This window comes from Enterococcus sp. LJL128 (assembly GCF_056924295.1).
Genome location: NZ_JBXPBP010000001.1, coordinates 392326 through 410231, shown reverse-complemented (window position 1 = coordinate 410231; position 17906 = coordinate 392326). Strand labels below are relative to the sequence as shown.

At 34.6% G+C, this 17906-nt stretch carries 28 protein-coding genes; 24 read left to right on the top strand and 4 right to left on the bottom strand.

Going from position 1 to position 17906, the window contains the following annotated elements:
• The first annotated feature begins 85 nt into the window (after positions 1 to 85).
• The 4 genes from AC1Z3K_RS02150 (at position 86) to AC1Z3K_RS02135 (ending at position 4204) form a co-directional block, all read left to right on the top strand.
• Positions 86 to 1054 carry a hypothetical protein gene (locus tag AC1Z3K_RS02150; protein ID WP_426082166.1) on the top strand — a complete coding sequence of 323 codons (969 nt, stop codon included), beginning with the start codon at positions 86 to 88 and terminating at the stop codon, positions 1052 to 1054.
• 348 nt (positions 1055 to 1402) lie between these two features.
• A complete protein-coding gene (locus tag AC1Z3K_RS02145) occupies positions 1403 to 2329 on the top strand; it encodes a hypothetical protein (protein WP_461731698.1) in 927 nt (308 codons plus the stop codon).
• Positions 2330 to 2510: 181 nt separating this feature from the next.
• On the top strand, positions 2511 to 3314 hold the full coding sequence (locus AC1Z3K_RS02140; RefSeq protein WP_461731697.1) for an SGNH/GDSL hydrolase family protein: 804 nt from the start codon (positions 2511 to 2513) through the stop codon (positions 3312 to 3314).
• A gap of 482 nt (positions 3315 to 3796) precedes the next feature.
• Complete coding sequence (locus AC1Z3K_RS02135) at positions 3797 to 4204, top strand: pyridoxamine 5'-phosphate oxidase family protein (protein WP_426082162.1); 408 nt, start codon at positions 3797 to 3799, stop codon at positions 4202 to 4204.
• A gap of 422 nt (positions 4205 to 4626) precedes the next feature.
• On the opposite strand, the gene AC1Z3K_RS02130 is transcribed toward AC1Z3K_RS02135, so the two are convergent.
• The 4 genes from AC1Z3K_RS02130 to AC1Z3K_RS02115 form a co-directional block, all read right to left on the bottom strand.
• Positions 4627 to 5754: a tyrosine-type recombinase/integrase gene (locus AC1Z3K_RS02130; RefSeq protein WP_461731696.1), complete on the bottom strand. Its 1128-nt coding sequence runs from the start codon at positions 5752 to 5754 to the stop codon at positions 4627 to 4629.
• A gap of 74 nt (positions 5755 to 5828) precedes the next feature.
• The gene (locus AC1Z3K_RS02125; RefSeq protein ID WP_461731695.1) at positions 5829 to 6260 is read right to left on the bottom strand and encodes an LptM family lipoprotein; all 432 of its coding nucleotides are present in this window, start codon (positions 6258 to 6260) and stop codon (positions 5829 to 5831) included.
• 86 nt (positions 6261 to 6346) lie between these two features.
• Positions 6347 to 6823 carry a M78 family metallopeptidase domain-containing protein gene (locus AC1Z3K_RS02120; RefSeq protein ID WP_461731694.1) on the bottom strand — a complete coding sequence of 159 codons (477 nt, stop codon included), beginning with the start codon at positions 6821 to 6823 and terminating at the stop codon, positions 6347 to 6349.
• A 64-nt stretch (positions 6824 to 6887) separates the two neighbouring features.
• A complete protein-coding gene (locus AC1Z3K_RS02115) occupies positions 6888 to 7322 on the bottom strand; it encodes a helix-turn-helix domain-containing protein (protein WP_461731693.1) in 435 nt (144 codons plus the stop codon).
• A gap of 174 nt (positions 7323 to 7496) precedes the next feature.
• On the opposite strand from AC1Z3K_RS02115, the gene AC1Z3K_RS02110 reads away from it, so the two are divergent.
• The 20 genes from AC1Z3K_RS02110 to AC1Z3K_RS02015 all read left to right on the top strand — a co-directional run bounded on the left by AC1Z3K_RS02110 (position 7497) and on the right by AC1Z3K_RS02015 (position 17893).
• Positions 7497 to 7745 (top strand): helix-turn-helix transcriptional regulator, encoded by a 249-nt coding sequence (locus tag AC1Z3K_RS02110; protein ID WP_461731692.1) that lies wholly within the window; start codon positions 7497 to 7499, stop codon positions 7743 to 7745.
• Between the two features lie 140 nt (positions 7746 to 7885).
• The gene (locus AC1Z3K_RS02105) at positions 7886 to 8158 is read left to right on the top strand and encodes a hypothetical protein (protein WP_461731691.1); all 273 of its coding nucleotides are present in this window, start codon (positions 7886 to 7888) and stop codon (positions 8156 to 8158) included.
• Positions 8159 to 8170: 12 nt separating this feature from the next.
• Positions 8171 to 8359: a hypothetical protein gene (locus AC1Z3K_RS02100; RefSeq protein WP_461731690.1), complete on the top strand. Its 189-nt coding sequence runs from the start codon at positions 8171 to 8173 to the stop codon at positions 8357 to 8359.
• 15 nt (positions 8360 to 8374) lie between these two features.
• On the top strand, positions 8375 to 8518 hold the full coding sequence (locus AC1Z3K_RS02095; protein WP_461731689.1) for a hypothetical protein: 144 nt from the start codon (positions 8375 to 8377) through the stop codon (positions 8516 to 8518).
• Positions 8515 to 8697: a hypothetical protein gene (locus AC1Z3K_RS02090; protein WP_461731688.1), complete on the top strand. Its 183-nt coding sequence runs from the start codon at positions 8515 to 8517 to the stop codon at positions 8695 to 8697. The genes AC1Z3K_RS02095 and AC1Z3K_RS02090 overlap by 4 nt, the downstream gene beginning before the upstream one ends.
• Positions 8694 to 8897 (top strand): hypothetical protein, encoded by a 204-nt coding sequence (locus AC1Z3K_RS02085; RefSeq protein WP_461731687.1) that lies wholly within the window; start codon positions 8694 to 8696, stop codon positions 8895 to 8897. The genes AC1Z3K_RS02090 and AC1Z3K_RS02085 overlap by 4 nt, the downstream gene beginning before the upstream one ends.
• Positions 8898 to 8917: 20 nt before the next feature.
• Positions 8918 to 9109 carry a hypothetical protein gene (locus AC1Z3K_RS02080; protein ID WP_461731686.1) on the top strand — a complete coding sequence of 64 codons (192 nt, stop codon included), beginning with the start codon at positions 8918 to 8920 and terminating at the stop codon, positions 9107 to 9109.
• Positions 9110 to 9113: 4 nt separating this feature from the next.
• Positions 9114 to 9413: a hypothetical protein gene (locus AC1Z3K_RS02075; protein WP_461731685.1), complete on the top strand. Its 300-nt coding sequence runs from the start codon at positions 9114 to 9116 to the stop codon at positions 9411 to 9413.
• A gap of 373 nt (positions 9414 to 9786) precedes the next feature.
• The gene (locus AC1Z3K_RS02070) at positions 9787 to 10065 is read left to right on the top strand and encodes a hypothetical protein (protein ID WP_461731684.1); all 279 of its coding nucleotides are present in this window, start codon (positions 9787 to 9789) and stop codon (positions 10063 to 10065) included.
• A 40-nt stretch (positions 10066 to 10105) separates the two neighbouring features.
• Entirely contained in the window at positions 10106 to 11353 is a 1248-nt protein-coding gene (locus AC1Z3K_RS02065) for an SNF2-related protein (RefSeq protein WP_461731683.1), read from the top strand.
• Positions 11350 to 11595, top strand: coding sequence for a hypothetical protein (locus tag AC1Z3K_RS02060; RefSeq protein ID WP_461731682.1), 246 nt, complete (start codon positions 11350 to 11352; stop codon positions 11593 to 11595). The genes AC1Z3K_RS02065 and AC1Z3K_RS02060 overlap by 4 nt, the downstream gene beginning before the upstream one ends.
• Positions 11592 to 11876, top strand: a complete 285-nt coding sequence (locus AC1Z3K_RS02055) for a VRR-NUC domain-containing protein (protein ID WP_461731681.1) — start codon at positions 11592 to 11594, stop codon at positions 11874 to 11876. Before AC1Z3K_RS02060 ends, AC1Z3K_RS02055 begins: the two co-directional genes overlap by 4 nt.
• The gene (locus AC1Z3K_RS02050; RefSeq protein WP_461731680.1) at positions 11869 to 12078 is read left to right on the top strand and encodes a hypothetical protein; all 210 of its coding nucleotides are present in this window, start codon (positions 11869 to 11871) and stop codon (positions 12076 to 12078) included. Before AC1Z3K_RS02055 ends, AC1Z3K_RS02050 begins: the two co-directional genes overlap by 8 nt.
• Positions 12078 to 13907 (top strand): AAA family ATPase, encoded by a 1830-nt coding sequence (locus tag AC1Z3K_RS02045; protein ID WP_461731679.1) that lies wholly within the window; start codon positions 12078 to 12080, stop codon positions 13905 to 13907. The genes AC1Z3K_RS02050 and AC1Z3K_RS02045 overlap by 1 nt, the downstream gene beginning before the upstream one ends.
• Before the next feature lie 72 nt (positions 13908 to 13979).
• Entirely contained in the window at positions 13980 to 14243 is a 264-nt protein-coding gene (locus AC1Z3K_RS02040) for a hypothetical protein (protein WP_461731678.1), read from the top strand.
• Positions 14240 to 14410: a hypothetical protein gene (locus AC1Z3K_RS02035; RefSeq protein WP_461731677.1), complete on the top strand. Its 171-nt coding sequence runs from the start codon at positions 14240 to 14242 to the stop codon at positions 14408 to 14410. The genes AC1Z3K_RS02040 and AC1Z3K_RS02035 overlap by 4 nt, the downstream gene beginning before the upstream one ends.
• Positions 14410 to 14898, top strand: a complete 489-nt coding sequence (locus tag AC1Z3K_RS02030) for a DUF669 domain-containing protein (RefSeq protein WP_461731676.1) — start codon at positions 14410 to 14412, stop codon at positions 14896 to 14898. The genes AC1Z3K_RS02035 and AC1Z3K_RS02030 overlap by 1 nt, the downstream gene beginning before the upstream one ends.
• A 138-nt stretch (positions 14899 to 15036) precedes the next feature.
• Positions 15037 to 16638, top strand: coding sequence for a hypothetical protein (locus AC1Z3K_RS02025; protein WP_461731675.1), 1602 nt, complete (start codon positions 15037 to 15039; stop codon positions 16636 to 16638).
• Between the two features lie 65 nt (positions 16639 to 16703).
• On the top strand, positions 16704 to 17156 hold the full coding sequence (locus tag AC1Z3K_RS02020; RefSeq protein WP_461731674.1) for a DNA N-6-adenine-methyltransferase: 453 nt from the start codon (positions 16704 to 16706) through the stop codon (positions 17154 to 17156).
• Positions 17153 to 17893: a DNA-methyltransferase gene (locus AC1Z3K_RS02015; protein ID WP_461731673.1), complete on the top strand. Its 741-nt coding sequence runs from the start codon at positions 17153 to 17155 to the stop codon at positions 17891 to 17893. Before AC1Z3K_RS02020 ends, AC1Z3K_RS02015 begins: the two co-directional genes overlap by 4 nt.
• Positions 17894 to 17906: the final 13 nt, after the last annotated feature.

Below are 17906 nucleotides of genomic sequence, written 5' to 3'. Positions count from 1 at the left end.
CTTTTTTCAAGTATACAGGCTTTTCTTTTTTTGTTATTATCAGTATAAATAGTGAATGCAAGGAAATAGAAAGGTGGTACTTCCGATGACGAATAAAATACAATTTCCAAGAAATTATGATCGATTTATCGAGTTGGGAAAAGAAGCGGCAAATCAGGAAAATTATCTTGAAGCAATAGACTATTTTGAAGAAGCGTATGCTATTCGTCAAGAATTTCCCTTAAATTATCTGCTGGTGAGTGTATATGTGAAAGCTGGAGAAAATAAACAAGGACTTGCTCTTGCTGAAGAGATGAGGGAACAATATCTTTCCTGCCTGGAATACATGGATACATTTGTTCAACTGCTTATTCTGAATCAACGTTTCATTAGTGCTCACAGTATTGTGAACGAACAGATTTTAAAAGAAAACTGCGGTGAAATGCGTTCACTGGTTAGAATAAAGAAAAAAATTCGTCAGGCCGAACTCCTTCATCAGCAGTTTGAAGTAAAAAAAATTAATGCCCTTAAAGAGGAGCTTGCTCAGCTGAAAAATGTTGATTACTATCAGCAGCTGGCACTGATAAGAAAATCTGTTTATCTACCTCAGAAAGAGTTTGTGGAGATGGCACAAGTCGTTCTAGTTGATAAAGCCGTTCATAAGCTCGTCCGTTCATGGGTACTGGAAGAATTGGCGCATTTACATTATAAAAAAGAGGTTACGTTTTTATGGCGTGACGGACGTACATATCAAGTCGTTCCTGCTTCTCTGACTAAACCACTGGAAACCTCCTCTTATCAGCGAATTAAGCTGTTTTTAGAAAAAGAGCTGCTTCATGATAATCATATTCTTTATTTTGATTTACAGGAGGAGGTCCAGCTACATTTCGCTTTATTGTATCCATTTTCAGATAAGCTGATTAAAGATCCCAAGCTATGGGCCATGTGTTATATTCATTCTTATAGTGATAGTGATGCAGAAGCCTACCGAGATTACCTGGATACAGAGGAAGCAGAGCAAATCAAAGAAATGCAGCAAAATGTCCGGTTTGAATTAGCTGGGCTAAATGCATAATTAAATAAAAAAGCTAAGGCTTACTGAGCAATGCAGATAAGTAAAACACACTATATAAAATTGTGTTGGCCGGACAAAAAAGTGAAATTAATTCTTAGGACTTGAAACAAAACCAGGAAATTACTGGTTTTGTTTCAAGTTCTTCTTTTTAAAGAAGAGAAGCATCGCCAATTATCTGGATAGCCAGTCAGTAGCTTCTGAAATTTTTAACAATAGATTTGATCATTTTTTTTAACATTATATTTACGAAATATTTTTAATAATTTTTATATTAAAATTTATTTTTTGTATTTATCAAAATATAATCATCTGTTATGATTTAATTAGCAATAAGAAAGGAATGATTAAGTGAAAAGATGGAAAAAAGTTACGGGAATAGTTGGGTTAGGGTTGTTGTTTGGACTACCGACTACAGCAAGGGCAGAGAATCGGGATTATGTTCGTTTTAACGACAGGTCTATTACTTACGATTTAAGTAGTACCTTTGATAGCTATGCTTACGATCAGAGGTATGTAGAATTAGAAGAGCTAGCTGAGAAGCTGGAGCTTGGTCTGATTTCTGAAAACGATTATGATGTAGCATATGAAGCAATTTATCAAAAATGGGAAGAAAAGATGGATTTCACTCAGCAGTTTGGTTTGTTTACTCCAGAATTTTTAACTTCAATGGAACGCTTTAGCGGAGGTTTTGATGATAACTATACCTCTTTTAATGGTTTGGAGGTTGCTGTAAATCTCAAAAGCTTTGTAGGTGAAGAAGGGAACACTAAAGACATCCGACCACTAAGAAAATTAACTAAATTAGAAGAGCTCAATATCGAAATAACAAACCAGCTTAATTTATATGATCTAAAAAATGCACAGAATCTTAAAGACCTAAGACTTTATACGAGAGGTTATGGTAATGAAGAGGAAGAAGCAGAAGAGCAGCTGCATACACAAGCTTTATTAACTGATATCTCTGCGCTTTCTGAGTTAAATCAACTGGAACATATCATGATTTCTTCAGAAGGAATCATGCCGACAATAACTTTAAAAAGAGGGACAACTTCCTATGAGCTATATGATCCAATTGTTCCTTCTGACCAATTTCAGGATGCAGAAATGAGCTATAGTTCTCAGGATGAAGGCGGGACTTCTTTAATGGAAAGCAATGAACGGCTAAAATGGCATAACTTAACAGGTCAAGAAGAATTTCTCTCATTCAGCTGGAATATTGAAAAAGACAACTATAGTTTTTCTGGTGAAGGTCAAATACCGATTCGCTGGAAATAAGCAGTAAAAGCAGAAAGATGCTTCTGTTTTAAAGCTAGCTTCATGTTTTATGCGTATTTGCTTGTTAAGCAAGCATTGCTGCTTACCTTGGAAAAAATAACAGATGTTAGGATTGGGTTAACAATCATTTTCATATTTGCTATAATTACCCTTGGAGTGTTTATTTAGGGGAGGATTATAGATGAAAAAGATTATTGGGCTGCTGATAGTGTTAGTAGTTGGCGGTTTTGCTTTCTGGGGATATGAGACGTTTTTCTCTATCGATGAGGTTCAAGGAGAAGATGTTTATGCTGTACCAGCATTCTCTTCTTTAAATAGGATTACCTACTCTCCTATGGGAGACAGTATCTCCAATGGCGCAATTACTTATAGACAGGATCAACGTTTCATCAGTGTTTTGGCTGATGCAATCAGCGCTTATTTTAATATTGAAGTAAATGAAATGGGTGTATATAAATCGGGTGCCAAGCTAAGCGACTTAGGTATTTCGAGTGTTGAGCAGATAAAAAGTCAGGAGCCTGATTTTATTACGATTGAATATGGGACCAATGATATTAAATCATATAGTGGTGAAGAAAGCTTGACTCAGTTCAAAGCAAATCTATCATACGTTATTACTGAGCTGCAAGAAAAAAATAGAGTCATCGTACTGGTTACAACCTGGAATAGAGATGAGAAAATTTCTCAGCTTTATGATGATGTTATTATTCAAACCGGTGAAAAATATGGAGTACCAGTAGCGAATATCAGAGAATTGTGGACAGAGAGAAAAGATACGATTGATCCCAAATCTAAAAATAGTTATTTAGGCTATTCAGATAAACAGTTAATCAACGATATGCATCCAAATGAATTTGGTCATTCTGAAATTGCACGAGTCATATTTGAAACAGTGAAAGATGACTTAGCTGAGTATATTAATACGCCAGATGTCTCAGTATTAGGCGAGTTATTTTCCACGACCTCAATCTCTACTGTAAAGTAAAAGGATGGATTTAGCTGGATAGATATTTATGGACAAAATGGCTTGTTTTTTGACTGAACTAATTGGTGCTTGTCTCTATAATAATTTATGTTGGTAGAAAGTCCTTAAGGAAAATCTGCCAACATTTTTTAGTGTTTAAACGCAAGAAAAGAACAATAAATGGATAAAAAAGATTTAGCTGTACGGGTGGATAGCAATATTGTCATTATCACCTCTTGCTCAAAAGTCTGCTGACTCAGACAGATAATGTTGATAACGATTCAACTATATTTAATGCTGCAGGTTGTTTATGGTAACAAAAAAATAGGCAAGCTGCTCATCAATAAAGTCAGCTGCTTCTGATTAGCTATCCAGACCATTGGTAAAGTATTCTTGTGTTAGTAGAAAAATCAGAAGTTCTGCTTCAAAATTCGGGGTTTATAATTCCTAATTCATTTCACTTTAGGTATAATAGATTAAAGATGAAAAGAGGCGGCGTGGAGATGATTGAAGAAATTCGCAAATTAATTGCAGGGGGCAATTCTTTTTTACTGTCCACGAATGATCGAAATGGATTTCCAAATACAATAGTTGTGTCTAAACCGATTGCAAGAGTTGATTTTCATACATTGAAGTTTTATGTAGATGGTGATGGCGATACTGTCAAGAATATTCAGCAAAACAACAAAGGGAACGTTTGCTGTTATAATGATGGAACATTTGAGAGCCTGCTGCTGAAAGGTGTTTTCTCTGTTCATTCGATTGAGGATTATCAAGTGATTGAAGACCGCTTGAATGATTATCAAAAATTGCTGAATCATAAGAATCCGGTTATTCTTTCTTTTGAAGTGTATACTGCTAAAATTCACCAATATGGAACCACTGTTTTTAAAGAAATTGACAAGCCCTAAGCAGGCAAACTGGTCGCTGCTAAAAGACTGTGTACAAGAACTGTCTTATTTCAAATGTATCTTTATCTGAATTTAAAGAGCTGCATCAATGTCAACTTGACAAATGGTGCAGTTCTTTTTTATAAAAAAACACATCCTAAGATGTATAAAAACCAATATTGCTCTTGTTTACTTTCGCTCAGTCGACAGTCTGGAGATTAAATCAAAACGTCGGTTTTCTTTGAAAACCGACGTTTTGATTGCTGTTAAAAGTGTGTTATAATCCTGTAAGAAGCCTTATGGGACAATGTTTATATCACTATAAGTTATTACTCTCTTTTTTGAAAAACGCGTCCTGAGCGCCAAAACGCGAATCGCTGTATCCCTTCTTGCGCAAGGGGTACAGCCTTTTTTCTTTTTGATTCACCTAAGTCACACCTAAGTCATTTTACATTTTCAAAGAATGAATCTATTATTTTATCATTCTTTTCCTTAATATCGTTATTTAATGAACTATAATATTTAAGGGTTGTAGATGTGTCTGAGTGACCAAGTTGTTTCTGCGTGTATATCATATCATTGCCAGCAAGAACTAATAAATCTGTTTTGGCATGTCTGAAGGCATGTGACGTAATTCTTTGAATACCAGCAGATTTACATTTTTTTGCTAAATACTTGTTGATTGATGCATTAGTAATTGGATAGCCCAATTCATTTGTAAATAAATAGATATCATCAGGTGAATGAAGTGAAACGACTTTTCGCCGCTTCTCTAATTCGTTCATATATTCTTTCATGATATCCTCTAGTTGTTTAGGTAGATGAATGACACGAACTGAGCTTGCTGTTTTGGTCGTTGTATTCGCCTTGGTGCGTTTATAGTCATATGCCTTAGTAATTGATACGGTGTGATTATCAAAGTCAAAATCACCCTTTAAAAGCCCCGCAGCTTCACTAAAACGAGTACCTAAGTACATCATGACCAAACAAACATATTTGGAAGCTGTACTTTTAGAGTTTACTATAACTTCTCTAAGCTTTTTCCATTCATCCAAATCAAGTGTCACTTTGCGTTCACCAGTTGTATCACGTCCAACAATGGTAATTTTATTACCCGGATTTCTAAGTAAATAACCACTTTCAATAGCTTCTTGGAACATTGCCTTCGCAATCTTGTGTTTATCCATTACCGTTCTTCTAGCCCGATTCTGATTAAGTCCCATGTGGTTAATCCATTGTTGATATTTTATCCGGTCTACTTGCTGCAATAAAATAGATTCTCCGAAGAATTCAACAAGTGTTTTTCTTGTTGAAGCTATTTTATTCAAATGGTCTTCACCAACAATACCACGTTTAAACGTATTCACCCATAAATCAAAGAATGAAAATAAGTTAATGCGTTCGGGTGATACTCCAATAAGAGCATCAGCTTTCATTTTGATTTCTTTATCATAGCATTCTTGTGCGGTGTATCCTCTAACATATTTGTCTATCCATTTTCCATTGATAGGATTCTTAACTTTAAACCTATATGAAAACAATCCGTTTTGTAATTTTTTTGGTTTTGCCATTATTCCAGTTCCTTCCCGGTCGGTCAACCCTATGAAGAATTGGCTTGGCATCACTCCTTTCAGTGATATGGTGATTAATCTGATTCCAATGGAACTGATATTTCATTAGAACTATAATCACTAGTCAAATATAATACAGTGTAATTTTTTTCATCTTTCTTAGAGTAAATGAATACGTATTTATAAGTGTTGCCATCATACTTGAATGTACTATTTCCACTAAGAATATTTTTATATTCTTCACCAGTGTCTGCATTCTTATCATCAGGCATCCAGAATGGATTAACATCCATTGCAACATCAACACCATTTATATTATAAAATTCTTCAATATGCTTTTTTGCTAAAGTAATGAAATCAGCTTTTTCTTCATTGTTTGTTTCTAAAACAGATGTGTTTGTTGTTTCTAAATCTTTACCATCATCAGCTTTTTCTTCAGATGAACCGCACGCAACCAATAAGAATACTGTACCCAATAATGCAAACAATGTAATTAACTTTTTCACTCTATTTCCTCATTTCTATGGTATAATATTTTTGACTAATACACTTTAGAAATAAGGTGTTGAGCTGATTGGTGTTGCTGCACTAATCAGCTTATTTTTTTATGCAATTTATAGATATTAAGGGTATCTGTTGTTCCAAAATCAAATACGTACCCTTCAAATTCGAAGCAAGTACCATATTTTTCTTTATATAATCTAAGGGCTTGTTGAAGATGTTCAACTGTTATACCTAGAAATTCAGCAGTTTCCCATTGTGATTTACATCCATATCTTTTAGCAGCAATTAAATTAACAGGGTGTGCAATTAATTCTGAACCAACTAACCGGGCTTTCCATTCTTGCTTTCTTGTCTCTAGATCATCTTGATTTTCCCTTTCACCTGCTGACGTGTAATGATGCGCCACTTCTTCAGCAACTGTTCCAAACATTTCAGCTTGTGTTTGGTGAGGGTTTAAATATATTTTGTTTTCAAGATACAGTCCTTTCAATGCCTTTGGCATTTTTTTATCAAATTCAAACTCGATTTGGGGAAATCTTGTCATTAATAACTCTACATTATTCAAATGAAACACCTTCTGCGTAGTAAGTTTTTAGTATTGCTCTATCTCCTAAAATAAAACTAATCTCCTATAATTCTTTTTTTCGTTGTGACTTCTTGAATTTTATATAATTCATTATTTCATCCAGTTCTTCTTCACTCGTATCATCATCAATATGTGCTGCAACGGTCAATGCCTTTGGGTTAAGGTCAAGTTCTTCAGCTTCCTTGATTAACTCAAAATGTTTAGGTGTTAACTGCTTATCGTACTCACTCCAATCAATCTTTTCCTTAGCTCTAGGGTCAATGTCGGATTCCTTAACATTAAATGCTTCAGCTATTTTCTTTAGGTTATCTCGTTTAATAGTAGAGCGCTTTGCAAAATACCCGGATAGCGTTGAAGCTGGTATCCCAGTCATTTCAGACACTTGGGCTTGCGTGTAACCATAAGTTATTCGTTTTAGGTTATTAGAAATTGTTTCTCTTAATTTTTGCTCGAATTCAGTTATAGCTGGTCTTCCCATGTTATTTATTCACCTCATAAAATTCTAGTTTTGTTAATGATAACGAGTTTTTTCGTTAAAATCAAGAGAGATTTCTTTAAATAACAGTGTTCTTTAATTAAAAAAACGAAAATAATCGTTGACTAAACGACTTTAGTCGTGATATATTATTAGCAACGAAGGGAGTGATTACAAATGACAAAGAAAATATCATTGGAAGCTGCAAGAAAATTAATGGGATATTCTCAAAAAGAAGCCGCTGAAAAATTTGGTGTACACTACCAGACATTAGCAAAATGGGAAACTAATCCCAGCATCATGAAATTCGAACATATCCAAATGATACCGTCAATTTATTTGGTATCAACTGAATCAATTTTTTTTGGCAACAAAAACGAGTTTAGTAGTTATTATGCAAAAGAAAACATTGAATTAACTAGTTAAATAACAATGGTGAAAATAGTGATAATTATCTATTAAATGCATAATAGCATTTACGCTATTTTTAATCAAATTAAAATACTCACATTATCATAAAAGCTATTTTAATTAAAAGGTCGGTCAACCTTAAAGGAATGATAAACATGAATTTAATTAATGAATTTGAACAACTAATTGACAAACGCTTAAATGAGCGACTATCAGAAATGACAGTTCAACAAGTGGATATCCGTCCATGGCTGTCTACTGAACAAGTTGCTGAAGAACTAAGCAAAACGGTTAGATGGGTTAGAGAAACATTCACTGAACAATATTTGATTGATAAAGGATTGGTTAAAAAGGTCAGTGGAGAGTGGTTATTTCTTCATCCGGAATTTCTCCAATTTGTTCATACTGAATGGTTTAAGAATCAGTAAGGAGGAACTTAGATGGCATACACTACTGAACAGGAAAAAATAATCCTATCATTGATTCAATCGAGAAGGAAAGCAATCAAGGCTGAACACGATGCATTGAAACATGCTGGGAAACTGAAACCATATCATACTTGTCAAATGCTCAACGAGTTAGAAGGTTTGAGGTTGCTGGAAATAAAAAATAGGGAGATTTCCAAATGAAGGAGGAACTTAATAATGCAGGAACATGAAAAAGCATTAGTGATTTTGGAAGAATTGGATAAGTTGATTCAGGTGGATTGGAATTTTAAAGATGTTTACCTAGAAGGAATTATTAACGGTTTTAGAGAAATCGAGCGAGTATCTGGTGAAAAGATATGAAAAAAATTCACTCACTACGTAGACAAGGTTTGCTGATTGTATCTCTAGGTATTGGCATACTAATTGGAAAGCTAGGAATGAATGTATCTGTAATTTTCTTTTTACTGCTAATTGTCATTTGGCTATTTTCATATGATATTGCTGTAGAAAACCAATTTGGAAGGAGGAATAAACGATGAAAGAAAAACTTTTAGTATTAATCGGACCACGTGCCGAAATTATTGATATTACTGCTGTTAATGATGGAACGGTTGAACTTTCATGTAGTAAAGGTTCCACAAATATCACCAACAGATTGACTACTGACGATGTTAAAAAAATAATCTCCGCTCTAATGCGAGTGTGTCCCGAAGAGATTAACGTCCAACCTACGAAATGAAAAACTAAGGAGGAATCGAAATGTTAACAGAAAAGCAGACTCATCTTGTCAGGGAAGCAATCCGGGAGAAGGTTCATAACCTATCTATCCTTATCGAACAGGAAAATGCAAAGTCACTGAGAGAGCAAAACATCAAACAGATTGACCGTCTCATTATTGACCACAACAACTATGAAGCTATTTATGATGAACTTTTGAGAGTGGGGTGTTGAGTAAATGACTACACATGAAGCCGTAAAAAAAGTATTGAGTTGCCATACAAACGGAAATTTTATCACTGCACCAGATTTACACATTAAGCAAATTACTCCTAAGATTATGAATCAGTTTTTAGAAGCAACCAACTTAGTTTGGTCAGTGGTTAGTTTTGGACCAGTCTTAGGTGTGGGCGCGTTCTTCTATGAAAGAAACAATGAAATCGATAACGTCACGAATAACATCGCCCAACAAGTTGAGGGACGTATACCAATCGGCGATGCTGATTTTCAACAATTAAAAATTGATTGGGAGTGTTGAGGAAAGTATGAATGACCAATTTGCGATTTTCTATATTAAAAGTAATCAGTATTATCCTGTATGCTTAACGGCTAGTCAAAATATTTTAATTCAATCACTCATACGAAGTGTATTTAAATCAACTGATTGTAAGAGTATTCCAATATTGAATGAATCAGTCGGGAAAGTGAAAAATCTTATTGAACAAAAACAAGAGCCTGTACCGTTTGCCGACGATACAAGCCACTAAATAAATATAACGATTCTAAGGAGAGTGTAACACAGGAAAAGAAAGTATGCATCCGTAAAATTTATTAACAAAATTGATAAAAATAATGAGTTAAACAGAAGTTATCACTATATCACATTAATTGATGACTTAGTTGAAGGTGACTTGGTTGTTGTAGAAACTCGTTTTGGTTATTCAGTTGCCGAATTTATCGAATATGTGAAACAACCATTTTCCAAAGAAGTTCAATCCTTCATCGTTCAGAAAGTCGATATTAGTGAAATTGAATCTGAGAAAGAACGACTGGTAAAAATATCAATATTGCGAAGTGAAATTAATGAAAAAGCCAAAGCCGCCCTTCAACGTAGAAAACTAAATGAATTAGCTGCTGAAGATGCTGAGCTTAAAGCCTTGTTAGATACATTAGATAGTCTAGAATCGTAACACAACTATTAAATTTTAGGAGGAAAAAGAAGGTGATAAATTGATAAACCTTTTTCCACATCAAGAGCAAGCATTAAATGAAACTTATGATTTTAATCGAGTAGCTTATTATTTGGACATGGGACTTGGTAAAACCTTCGTTGGTTCTGAAAAAATGTATGAACTTAACACGCAATATAATCTAGTTATTTGTCAAAAATCCAAAATTGAAGATTGGAAAAATCATTTTGAAGAATTCTATCCGGAGTATAAAGTGATAATTTTTGACAAACAATCGATGGATATTATTCCGGAAGAATCTATATTAATTATCAACTATGAGTTAGCATGGAGAAGACCTGAATTATCACGTTTAAGGCATTTCACAATGATGTTAGATGAATCTTCTTTGATTAAAAATGAACGCTCTAAACGCTCTAAATTCATCTTAAATGAGTTGTGTCCAGACAACGTGATTTTGTTATCAGGAACACCTACTGGTGGCAAGTATGAAGAATTAATATCACAAATAAATTTACTTGGTTGGAAGATAAGTAAAAACACGTTTCTTAAACAGTACACTGAGCGCGAATGGGACGATGTAGACAGTAGCTATAAGATTGTCGGGTATAAGAATGTAGAACGTTTAAAACGCAAACTACGAGCGTATGGCGCGATATTTATGAAGACTGATGAAGTGTTTGATTTACCTGAACAAACACATGTAAACATTCAAGTAAAAAGTACAAAGTATTATCGTGAGTTTTCAGAACATCATATTGTTGAATTTGCGGGTGAAATGATTATTGGTGATACACCAGCAACAGCAAAATTATACAGTCGCCAGCTAGCAGGACATTTAAATGAGCATAAATTAACAGCGGTAAAAGATTTAATTGAATCAACCAATGATCGAATCGTGATTTTCTATAATTTCAATGCTGAATATGATGCGTTAAAAGAAATTTGTGAATATTTAGGCCGCCCAATCTCAACTATTAATGGAATTCTAAAAGATAAATCAGCGTATGAATTATATGAAAACAGCGTGACATTGATTCAATACAAAGCTGGTGCAATGGGACACAATTTCCAAAAGGCAAACAAAATTATCTATTTTACGCTTCCTGAATCATCGGAACAATTCGAACAAAGTAAAAAGCGTACGCACCGAATAGGACAAGAACGACCATGTTTTTATTATTACCCACTCACACAAGGAAGTGTTGAATGGAAAATACTGGAAACATTGAAAATGAGAAAAGATTACACTGATGTACTTTTTGAGAAGGAGGAAATGAACAAATGACAGCTCCCGCACGTAAAAACATTCGAGTTAGTAATGTGGAAATACGAATGAAATCTGGTCAAAACGGTTCATTTTATGAAGCACGAAGCTTTATTGAAAATGATTTGTCGGTTGGTGATAAAGCAACCGCGTTTGGTTCAGATACCGTTTTAATTGAAAAGAAATATAATTGTAGCGCGCTAGTCCAATACAGCGACGGTGAAAGGACAGTCATTAATTATGATGACCTGGTGAAATTATGAGGGAATCAGCATTTCAAAAAAAAGTGATTGATTACCTTAAAGAACACGATGCTTGGTATGTAAAATATTGGGCTGGTAGTAAATTCACTAAAGAAGGTATTCCTGATATTTTAGCGTGTATCGATGGAACTTTTCATGGTATCGAATTAAAAACTGACGTGGGAAGACCTTCACAACTACAAATATATAACATTAATAAAATACAAGGATCCGGCGGAGAAGCGTATATATTACGTCCAAAAGATTTCGAAGAATGGAAGGAACGGTGGTTTTATGAGTAAACGACCAATCTATTTACCGATTGAACTCGCAGACTTGTTTGAATTAATTGAAGATGGAACACTTGAAAATGTATATTTTCAAAGTCACTCGAATTTATATCCCTTACTCAACTGTCCACTCAATCTATCAAAATTAAAAACAATGAGTTTTTATATCAAAACCGAATATACACCCAAATCGGAACAGGGTGGTGCATCTTAATGCAGTACAGTTATTCACGTGTTTCATTGTTCAATCAATGTCCGTATCACTTTAAACTGCGTTATATTGATTCACTTGCTGAGATTCCAAACTATGAAGCAAATAGTCCATTGATTATTGGAAATGCACTACACAAAGGTATAGAGACAAATAAGGACACAATGATTAAACATTACTATGATTCATATCCAATCATTACTGATGAAATTGTCAATGAAGCGATTAAGCTAGAAGGAATGTTGCCGAAAGTTAATGAATTTTTAGCATCTAATTTTCCTGGATGTGAATTAATCCATGAGTATAAAATTGATGAACCTGAGTACGTTGGATATGTGGATTTAATTGTTAAATGTCCGGATGGTCAATGTCTGGTTATTGATTTTAAATACAGTAATAACATTGATAGCTATCGAGAATCAGAACAGCTTCATATTTATAAATATTTTTTAGAAAAAGCTGGTTTTAAGATTAAGAAATTAGGGTATTTGTTTGTTGGAAAAACGAATATCAGACAAAAGAAAACTGAAAGCCTGCATCAGTTTAGAGTGCGACTAATGCAAACAGTGAAAAATGCAAAAGTAACATTCATAGATATTCAATTTGATAAATCTAAAGTGGATAGTTTCTTCAATCAGATAAGCGACATTGAACAAGCTACGTTTTATGAAAGAAATCCAAACGATGATTGTTTTAGTTGCGCAGCCATTAACGCGAAAAAGCAAGGTCGTTACACAACACTAACCCCACCTGAATATTTAGAAGCTATACAAGACGAGAATGGAGAGATAGAAATGATTTTACCTGAAATGAAACGAAGAAACATTGAAAAAGTAGAAAAAAGAGTAATTTGGATATACGGCGCACCGTTCACTGGAAAAACGACGTTTGCTAATGATTTCCCTAATCCTTTAATGCTGAATACGGATGGCAATATTAAATTTGTTGATGCACCGTTTTACGATATCGCAAATGAGGTTCAAACTACCGGGCGAATCACTAAAACAATTTTAGCCTGGGACAAACTGAAAGATGCTATTTTCGAGCTGGAAAAGGGTGAGAATGAGTTTAAAACAATCGTATTAGATTTACTTGAAGATACGTATGAATCTTGTCGACTTTACATGTATGAAAAGTTAGGAATTGAACATGAATCAGATGATTCATTCCGGGCGTGGGATAAGGTACGAACTGAGTTTCTAAGTACCATGAAGCGGCTTGTCCATCTTCCGTATGAAAATATCATTCTCATTTCACATGAAGATACATCAAAGGATATCACAAAAAAGGGTGGCGACAAGACCACCGCAATCAAGCCCAATTTAGCAGATAAGCCAGCATTGAAAATTGCCGGAATGGTAGATATTGTGGCACGTGTTGTTGCCAATGATGACGAACGGAAAATTGTATTTAAATCGAAGGACTATGTTTTTGGCGGTGGTCGTATTAAGAACTTACCCGCTGATGAAATCAATCTTGATTATGAGGAATTAATTGAACTGTATGATGCTGCGAACAAAGGACTTAAAAAACGTAAATCAGTTGAAAAGAAGGAAGTCGCTGATTTCGATCCAGATGAAGAACCAACCGCAACTAAACGTAAACGGCGTAAAAAAGCTGATGTTGATACAACTGAAGATGAAGAAACACCGCCAGGTGAAACTACAACTATGGAGACCTTACCGGGAGAAGATGAACCAACCGAAATGAAGATTGCTGACACTGAAGAACCTCCAAAACGGAAGCGCCGGGAACGTAAACCAAAGACGGAAGATGAACCAGTTGAGGAAGAAAAAGCAACTCGTCGCCGTCGTCGTAGAGAGTCAAAGTAAATAACCCACGTCGTCGTGGGACCACAATAGACATATCAGATGATGATTTACCATTTTAAAGGAGGAAGCTAAATGAAACGTCAATTATCACTAAAAGAAGAATGGTTTGCAACAACTGAGGAAGAAGCAAATGCAATTGTTACTGAAGCTAGAAAGGACCAGCCGGACGAGTTGATTGGTCATAGTATCAATTTAAAAGCTAATAAGTCGGGTGAATATTATCTTGTTAAGCTGGAATTTAAATACAATACACCAGCTGGAATAATGGAATCTGAATTGATGAATGATGAAACTGAAAACGATTGGGATGAAAATGAAGACGGTGATGAAGAATGATATTTCGTGATTTAACTTATCGTGAAATGATTCGGGCTTTAACCCATCATCCGGATTTAGATGAAACCTTTACCATTTACGATTCGGATTGTAATGATATTAGTTATGAAGTTTCAATGAATGATGACAGTGTAGCATTAACTATTTTAGAAAAGGAAGATGAATAATGACGGAAAAACAATTTGATTGGGCGAAATTTGATAAAACAGTAGACCTTGATGCATTACAAGCAGATGTGAAAACAGCGGAAGAAAATGGTGGTGGCGATTTCCCTACCATTCCGGATGACCAGTATGAAGTTAAAGTGAGAAACATGGAACTAGGACACTCCAAAGCTGGTGACCCAATGGTCAAAATTCAGTTTGAAATTTTAGAAGGTGAATTTGCTGGAAATCTAGTTTTTTACAATGGAGTGATGCAGCCGCACAATGAAAAGGCATTTGGGTACCAAGTGCATAAAAATAATGAGATTCTTCGAGCATTATATGATGCTGATGACGATGAAGTGAAATTTGATAATTTCAAGGATTATAGTGACTTGATTTTGGATATCGCTGAGGAAATTATTGAAGATGAATGGAATTATATACTTGAACAACGTCGTGCAAAGAATCCGGAATTTGCTGAGTTTGAGATTATCGAAATTCTTGATTAATAACCACAAGACCGGGAGGAATCCCGGTCCTAATTTTATGAGAGGTGATTTATCATCTTATTTTATGACTTTGAAGTTTTTAAATATGATTGGTTAGTTGTAATCGTTGATACTGAACTGAAAAAGGTGACAGCTATCGTGAACGATAGAAATTTAATGATTGATTTTTATAATCAGAATAAAAAAAATGTGTGTGTTGGTTTTAATTCAAATGGATATGACCGATATATTTTAAAAGCATTAACATGTGGTTTCAATCCAAAAGAAGTAAACGATTGGATTATTGTGAAAAAAAAGAAGGGCTGGGAGTTTAGTAGGCAATTTAACAATATACCTTTAATATCCTATGATGCGATGGTTAAGCGAAACTATAGCTTGAAGCAGCTTGAAGCATTTATGGGACACGACATCAGGGAGACAACCGTACCATTTGATATTGATAGAAAATTGACAAAGGAAGAGATTGAAGAAGTCATTTTTTATTGTCAACATGATGTGCACGAAACAATGGAAGTTTTTAGTCGTCAAATTGTCGAGTTTCAATCGCACCTGGCACTTGTGACCGAATTCAAATTACCATTGAAACATCTTAGTAAAACTCAAGCCCAACTTGCCAGTACAATTTTAGAAGCGCGTAAAACGGAATATGATGATGAATTTGATATTTTTTTACCGGATAATCTACAGATTGAAAAATACACCAATGTCTTTGAGTTTTTTAAAACGTACACTGGTGAACCAAAAGAATTAAAGTGTGTGGTTTCTGATGTAAAACATGTTTTTGCAGCTGGTGGAGTACATGGTGCATTGCCTAAATTCACCTATGAATGTTCAGAAGATGAATATATGATTATGGCGGATGTGGATCAACTGTATCCAACTGTAATGACTGAATATGACTTATTATCGCGTGGTGTTTCAAAACCAGAAAAATTCCAATACATTTTAGATACTAGCCTAAAATTAAAAGCTGAGGGAAGGAAAACTGAACGTGAACCATATAAGCGAATTTGTAATATCACCTATGGTGCTATGGGTGATAAGTATAATGCAATGTATGACCCGCGCAATCGGTTACTGGTGTGTATTTATGGTCAGTTGTTCATTCTTGATTTAATTGAGAAATTAGAATTTATACCGTCATTCAAATTGATTCAGTCAAATACTGATGGTATTTTAGTCAAAATTAAGAAATCTGATTTTGAACTATTTGATGATATTGTTTTTGAATGGGAAGAACGAAGTAATTTACACATGAGCTTTGATTTCTATAAAAAGATTTTCCAAAAAGATGTAAACAATTATGTAATCGTTGACTACGCAGGTGGATATAAATCTAAAGGTGCTTATGTAAAAGAATTAAACTCATTAGATTATGACTTGCCAATTGTCAATAAGGCGGTAGTTGCTAATTTGGTTCATGGGATACCAGTTGAAAAAACAATATCTGAATGTAACGAATTAATTGAGTTCCAAAAAGTCGTTAAGATATCAAATAAATATGAATGTGCTGTTTATGGAAAACGAAGACAGCAAGAAAAAGTTTTTCGTTTGTTTGCTAGTAAAACAGGGAAAGAACTTAGAAAAATGAAGAATGGGAAAACTGAAAAAATCGGATATACACCTGAGATATGCCGAATCATTAATACAAATGTTGAAAATAAAAAGGTGCCCGATTGGTTAAACCGGGACTGGTATATTCAACTAGCTAAAAAAAGAGTAATTGATTTTCTTGGTTAAAAATTTAACAGAAAGGGGCTGGAGGTTTGCTGGCCAGCAGAAAGATATCTTTACTCCTTTCAGATATGAAAACAGAATTACATTTCAGTAGCAAGAAGCAAGATTGGGAAACACCACAGCAGCTGTTCAATAAGCTAAATGAAAAATATCACTTTGATTTAGATGCTGCAGCAAGTAAAGAAAATGCAAAACTAGAAAACTATTTTACTGAAGAGGACGATTCCCTTGTTCAGGATTGGGGGTCTTACAACAGTATTTTCTGTAACCCTCCATATGAAACTAAATTGCAAAATGCGTTTGTTAAGAAAGCGTATGAGGAGCACCAGAAAAATGGTAATACGATTGTTTTGTTACTTCCAGCAAGGGTTGAAACAAAAAGGTGGCATCAATACATTTTTGGAAAAACAGAGATTCAATTTCTAGAAGGTCGTTTAAGATTTGAAAATAAAGGTGTTCCACATCCACACAACGCACCTTTTCCATGTGCAATCGTAGTATATGAAGGAGATCTTAAGTGATAGAACTAAACAAAATTTATAACGAAGACTGTTTGATAGGTATGCAGAGTATAGCTGATAAGTCAGTAGATATGATATTAACGGATTTACCTTATGGGACTACGCAGAATAAGTGGGATTCAATTATTCCATTAGAGCCACTTTGGGCGCAGTATGAAAGAATCATCAAGGATAATGGTGCAATAGTTTTGACAGGATGCCAGCCCTTCACAAGCCAGCTTATCATGAGTAACACTAAATTATTCCGTTATGAGCTGATATGGGAAAAAACAACTGCTACTGGACATCTGAATGCAAAAAGAATGCCTTTAAGAGCACATGAAAACATTCTTATATTTTACAAGAAACTGCCACAGTATATCCCACAAATGACACAAGGTCATACTAGAAAGGTGTCTTCTGCTGAGCATAAGAGGAATAGTAAAAAATCAACAAACTATAACGACTACCAATTGACGTCTTACGATAGTACTGAACGTTATCCACGCAGTGTTTTGAAATTTGGCACAGATAAACAGAAATCAAAACTACATCCAACACAGAAGCCAGTCAGCCTTTTTGAGTGCCTGATAAGAACGTACACTAAACCCGGCGAGACGGTGCTGGACAATTGCAGCGGTTCAGGAACTACAGCAGTCGCTTGCTTGAATACTAATAGAAAATATATCTGCTTTGAAAAAGAGAAGGAATATTATGAGAAATCGATTGAACGTGTCAATATGGTGATACAATTATAATTTTTTAAAATGA

Coding starts and splice junctions, on each gene's coding strand:
- AC1Z3K_RS02035 (WP_461731677.1), top strand. CDS start 14,240: ATGATATTTCGTGATTTAACTTATCGTGAAATGATTCGGGCTTTAACC.
- AC1Z3K_RS02055 (WP_461731681.1), top strand. CDS start 11,592: ATGAGGGAATCAGCATTTCAAAAAAAAGTGATTGATTACCTTAAAGAA.
- AC1Z3K_RS02100 (WP_461731690.1), top strand. CDS start 8,171: ATGGCATACACTACTGAACAGGAAAAAATAATCCTATCATTGATTCAA.
- AC1Z3K_RS02020 (WP_461731674.1), top strand. CDS start 16,704: ATGAAAACAGAATTACATTTCAGTAGCAAGAAGCAAGATTGGGAAACA.
- AC1Z3K_RS02040 (WP_461731678.1), top strand. CDS start 13,980: ATGAAACGTCAATTATCACTAAAAGAAGAATGGTTTGCAACAACTGAG.
- AC1Z3K_RS02140 (WP_461731697.1), top strand. CDS start 2,511: ATGAAAAAGATTATTGGGCTGCTGATAGTGTTAGTAGTTGGCGGTTTT.
- AC1Z3K_RS02080 (WP_461731686.1), top strand. CDS start 8,918: ATGTTAACAGAAAAGCAGACTCATCTTGTCAGGGAAGCAATCCGGGAG.
- AC1Z3K_RS02130 (WP_461731696.1), bottom strand. CDS start 5,754: ATGGCAAAACCAAAAAAATTACAAAACGGATTGTTTTCATATAGGTTT.
- AC1Z3K_RS02045 (WP_461731679.1), top strand. CDS start 12,078: ATGCAGTACAGTTATTCACGTGTTTCATTGTTCAATCAATGTCCGTAT.
- AC1Z3K_RS02150 (WP_426082166.1), top strand. CDS start 86: ATGACGAATAAAATACAATTTCCAAGAAATTATGATCGATTTATCGAG.
- AC1Z3K_RS02105 (WP_461731691.1), top strand. CDS start 7,886: ATGAATTTAATTAATGAATTTGAACAACTAATTGACAAACGCTTAAAT.
- AC1Z3K_RS02110 (WP_461731692.1), top strand. CDS start 7,497: ATGACAAAGAAAATATCATTGGAAGCTGCAAGAAAATTAATGGGATAT.
- AC1Z3K_RS02050 (WP_461731680.1), top strand. CDS start 11,869: ATGAGTAAACGACCAATCTATTTACCGATTGAACTCGCAGACTTGTTT.
- AC1Z3K_RS02075 (WP_461731685.1), top strand. CDS start 9,114: ATGACTACACATGAAGCCGTAAAAAAAGTATTGAGTTGCCATACAAAC.
- AC1Z3K_RS02115 (WP_461731693.1), bottom strand. CDS start 7,322: ATGGGAAGACCAGCTATAACTGAATTCGAGCAAAAATTAAGAGAAACA.
- AC1Z3K_RS02060 (WP_461731682.1), top strand. CDS start 11,350: ATGACAGCTCCCGCACGTAAAAACATTCGAGTTAGTAATGTGGAAATA.
- AC1Z3K_RS02030 (WP_461731676.1), top strand. CDS start 14,410: ATGACGGAAAAACAATTTGATTGGGCGAAATTTGATAAAACAGTAGAC.
- AC1Z3K_RS02135 (WP_426082162.1), top strand. CDS start 3,797: ATGATTGAAGAAATTCGCAAATTAATTGCAGGGGGCAATTCTTTTTTA.
- AC1Z3K_RS02095 (WP_461731689.1), top strand. CDS start 8,375: ATGCAGGAACATGAAAAAGCATTAGTGATTTTGGAAGAATTGGATAAG.
- AC1Z3K_RS02085 (WP_461731687.1), top strand. CDS start 8,694: ATGAAAGAAAAACTTTTAGTATTAATCGGACCACGTGCCGAAATTATT.
- AC1Z3K_RS02090 (WP_461731688.1), top strand. CDS start 8,515: ATGAAAAAAATTCACTCACTACGTAGACAAGGTTTGCTGATTGTATCT.